The following is a 3,926-nucleotide window of genomic DNA, read 5'->3' as shown; positions in this document are numbered from 1 at the left end:
GGAACGCACTCCTACCGCACAGCTAAAAAGATACGGCGTGATACCGGTTAAAGCGGATGATCTGAATATTTACGTTGCTTTTTCTGATCCGTTTAATCTTGAGTCGCAAGATAAAGCGCAGGCTATGTTTAGCAAACAGCTGCTTAAAATCGTAGTAGCCGATCCAAATCAGGTAAATAAATATCTATCTAAGCTTGAGCTTTCAGAGAGCATTAAAGGGCTCGTAGCGGAGATCCGCAAAGAGCTTGCTAACACCGGCGGTAGCGGAAGTAGCGATGATACCTCGGCGATTTTGAAGCTCATTGAGATGATAATTAGCCAGTCTATTAAGATGCGCGGTAGCGATATTCACATCGAGCCTACCGAGAATAACTGCGTCGTGCGCACCAGAATCGACGGAATGCTCGCTGAAATTTTTATCTTTGATAAAGATATCTATCCGCCGCTAGTAAGCCGATTGAAGCTACTTTCGAATATGGATATCGCCGAGCGCCGCAAGCCGCAGGACGGCAGGTTTAGTATGAAAATTTCAGGTCGCGAATATGACTTTCGTATCTCGACGCTGCCTATTATCAACGGCGAATCTACCGTTATGCGTATCCTCGATAAATCCAAGGTTATCATCAGCCTGGAAAAGCTCGGTATGCACCCTGATAGCTTTAAGAAATTTAATAACGCTATGAAGGCTCCATATGGTATTATCTTGGTTACCGGACCTACGGGAAGCGGTAAGTCTACGACGCTATATGCAGCGCTAAATGATATTAAAAATATCGATACCAAGGTCATTACCGTAGAAGATCCAGTCGAGTATCAAGTAAATTTAATCCAGCAAGTCCAAGTTAACGAAAAAGCAGGTCTTACCTTTGCTTCAGCACTGCGCTCGATCTTAAGACAAGACCCCGACATCATAATGATCGGTGAGATCCGCGATCAAGAGACCCTTAGGATCGCGATCCAAGCCGCTCTTACGGGACACTTGGTTTTCTCGACCCTACACACCAACGACGCCGTTAGTGCGATCCCGCGAATAGTGGATATGGGTATAGAGGCCTACCTCATAAGCGGTGCGCTCATTGCAGTAGAGGCGCAACGTCTCGTGCGAAAGCTTTGCCCGCACTGCAAGCAGCCTACGAATCTGCCTAAATCGATGCTTGATCAGCTGAAAGAATTCTTACCTGAAAAATACACGTTTTTTAAGGCTGTGGGTTGTGATCAATGCGGTCAAACGGGCTACATGGGGCGTGAGATGATTAGTGAAATTTTACCTATTACCGATAAAATGCAGAGCTTGATCGCTAACGGCGGCTCAAAGGACGATATGAGAGCCTTAGCGAAGGAGGAGGGTTTTATAGATATGTTTGAAGACGGTGTTATACGTGCTGCGCGCGGAGTAACTAGTATAGAAGAAATTTATAGGGTGGCTAAACAATGAAAAAGCAATTAGAAGTTGAATACAACGCCAAGGGCGCAAGAAGAAAGATGTTTTTGCAAGCTAGCGATAAGGTGCAAGCAAACAACCTCATGAGGCAGCGCGTAGGCGGGACGATCGTAAAAAGAGGTGAAACCCAGGTCGTAGCCAATACGGGCGGCGATTTTAAGGCGCAGGTTTCGCGCATGCTAGGTGGTAGCGGAAGAGTTAGAACGCTGCCGTTAGTAGCGTCGATTCGCCAGCTTTCGGTTATGACAAATGCGGGAATTTCAATCCACGACTCGATCAAGGAGGTCGCAAGGGCGGCGGAGGATAAGACGCTAAAAGAGATTTTTAGTGCTATGAACGATGATCTTAACGCAGGTCTTAGCTTGACAGAGTCTACGGAGAAATTTAGAGGTCAGCTCGGTGATGTCGTCGTTGCGATGGTAAGTCTGGGCGAAGCAACCGGTAATATGGCAGAGTCTCTAGCCAAGCTTGCCGCTATGCTTCAAGAGCTTTGGGAAAACCAGCGTAAATTTAAAAAGGCGATGCGTTATCCGATGATCCTTATGATCGTTATGGCGATTGCGTTTTCGGTTTTGATGATGTATGTTGTGCCGAAATTCCGCGAGATTTTTGAGGATTTGGGCGCGGATCTGCCGCTGCCTACTAGAATTCTACTTGGTATCGAAAGCACTCTTAATAATTATGGAATTTTTGTTTTAGCGGGCATCATAGGCACTATCATAGCTCTTAGATGGGCATATCGTAATAATCCTGAGTTTAAAAAGGGCTTTGACAAGACGATTTTAAGGGTCTATCTATTCGGTAAGATCATATTTTTCTCGACGATGTCGCGATTTATGCTTATTTTTACAGAGCTCGTGCGAGCGGGTATTCCTATTGCAGATGCGCTGGATACATCTGTTTTAATGGTGGATAATCATACTTTAAAAGAGAAGCTCTCTACCGTTAAAATCGCCGTGCAGCAAGGCGTGAGCCTAACCGAGGCGTTTAACAATACAGGGCTTTATGAGAGTATGCTTATTCAGATGATCAGCGCGGGCGAGCAGGCCGGTAACCTCGATAAGATGCTTGGCAACGTCACGGATTATTATAAAGAGAAATTCGACGATATCATCGATAATATCTCAAGCTACGTCGAGCCGATCATGCTATTTTTTATGGCGGGCATGGTTCTTCTTTTGGCTCTTGGTATCTTTATGCCTATGTGGGATCTGGGCAAAGCCGTCAAAAACTAACCCCTTTAATTCCGCGCCTGCGAGGGCGCGGAATTTTATCAAAGCATTAAAATTTCATCCTTCAAATAAAATTTTAACCTTCGTTTGGCTAAAATACCGCTTTAAATTTAAGGATCAATCATAGTTAAAGAAATATATTTTATCGTCGTATCGGCTATCATAATATTTTTTGGGCTTGCTACCATTGCGCCCGATTCCGCGCTTGTAGGCAGCGCCGGCAATGCCATCCGCTCGTTTAATACCCAGCTATTCGGCTATTTTGCATACATCTATCCGCTATTTTTGCTCGCCTTAGCATACGTAGCCTATAAGCATTTTCGCGGTTTTGACTTTAGATTTTTTGAGTTTAGCATCGGCGCGATTTTGCTGTTTTTTACCATTTTGATGGTGCAGTCGAGTCTCTTTGGCGCTAGCGGTGGAGCAGTTGGCAGCTTCGCGGTGGACGGACTTAGGCGAATGATCGGAAGCGTCGGCGTGTGGATTTTTAATATTACGATTTTTGTGCTTTCGCTAGTACTTATATTCGAAGATCGTTTTACCGACATCATCAAAAACTGCTTTATTGGCTCAAGAGACGAAAGCTCACAGGATGGAATTGGAGATGATTTCGCTAGCGATACGGATGCAGCGCAAAGGGGCGGGCTTGCAAGGTATTCGTCTGCGCAAGGCTTGAGAGGTGCGGAAAATTTTAACGCTTTGAATGACGCTTTGAGCGCAGAGGAAAATTCGGCGAAACAGGGTAATTTTGTGGAGCAGGGCGCAAGCGGGCGCGGTTTTGAAGGCGGGCAAAATTTTCAAAATTTAAACGATGCTCGCAAGCCCGAGCCTGAGCAGAATTTCGGTGACGCACAGGGTCCGCAGGCTTCCGCTGAACGCGAGCTTAAAATGCCGCAAAAGGGAAAGCCGAGCAGGCTAAAAAGGGTCGAGCGCTTAAGCGAGGTCGCCGAAAATAAAAGGCTTTTGGATCAGCTCGATAAGGGCAGGGTGGCCAAGCCCAAGGATTTTAAGCTTCCGCCGCTTGATTTTTTAAATCTGCCGCCGAAAAAGAAAAGCAATATCGACGAGAGCGAGATCGATCGTAAAATTTACGACCTGCTCGATAAGCTGCGTAAATTTAAGATCGACGGCGACGTGGTGCGAACCTACTCGGGCCCGGTCGTTACGACCTTTGAGTTTCGCCCCGCTGCGCACATCAAGGTAAGTAAAATTCTCACGCTGCAAGACGATCTAGCGATGGCTCTTCGGGCGCA

The 3,926-nt window shown here is 46.1% G+C and carries 3 protein-coding genes; all 3 read left to right on the top strand.

The annotated features are described in order from the left end of the window. The coding region (locus Q0256_RS02900) for a GspE/PulE family protein (protein ID WP_297959884.1) at nucleotides 1-1,435 on the top strand (1,435 nt) is incomplete at its 5' end. Further along, complete coding sequence (locus tag Q0256_RS02895) at nucleotides 1,432-2,676, top strand: type II secretion system F family protein (protein WP_297959882.1); 1,245 nt, start codon at nucleotides 1,432-1,434, stop codon at nucleotides 2,674-2,676. The genes Q0256_RS02900 and Q0256_RS02895, both read left to right, overlap by 4 nt. 225 nt (nucleotides 2,677-2,901) lie before the next feature. Continuing rightward, on the top strand, nucleotides 2,902-3,926 hold a 1,025-nt coding region (locus Q0256_RS02890; RefSeq protein WP_297959886.1), incomplete at its 3' end, for a DNA translocase FtsK 4TM domain-containing protein.

It is taken from the genome of uncultured Campylobacter sp. (assembly GCF_937949835.1).
In the GTDB taxonomy this organism is placed as follows: Bacteria; Campylobacterota; Campylobacteria; order Campylobacterales; family Campylobacteraceae; genus Campylobacter_B.
The sequence above is the reverse complement of the archived record's forward strand: the minus strand, read 5'-3'. Positions and strand labels throughout refer to the sequence as shown.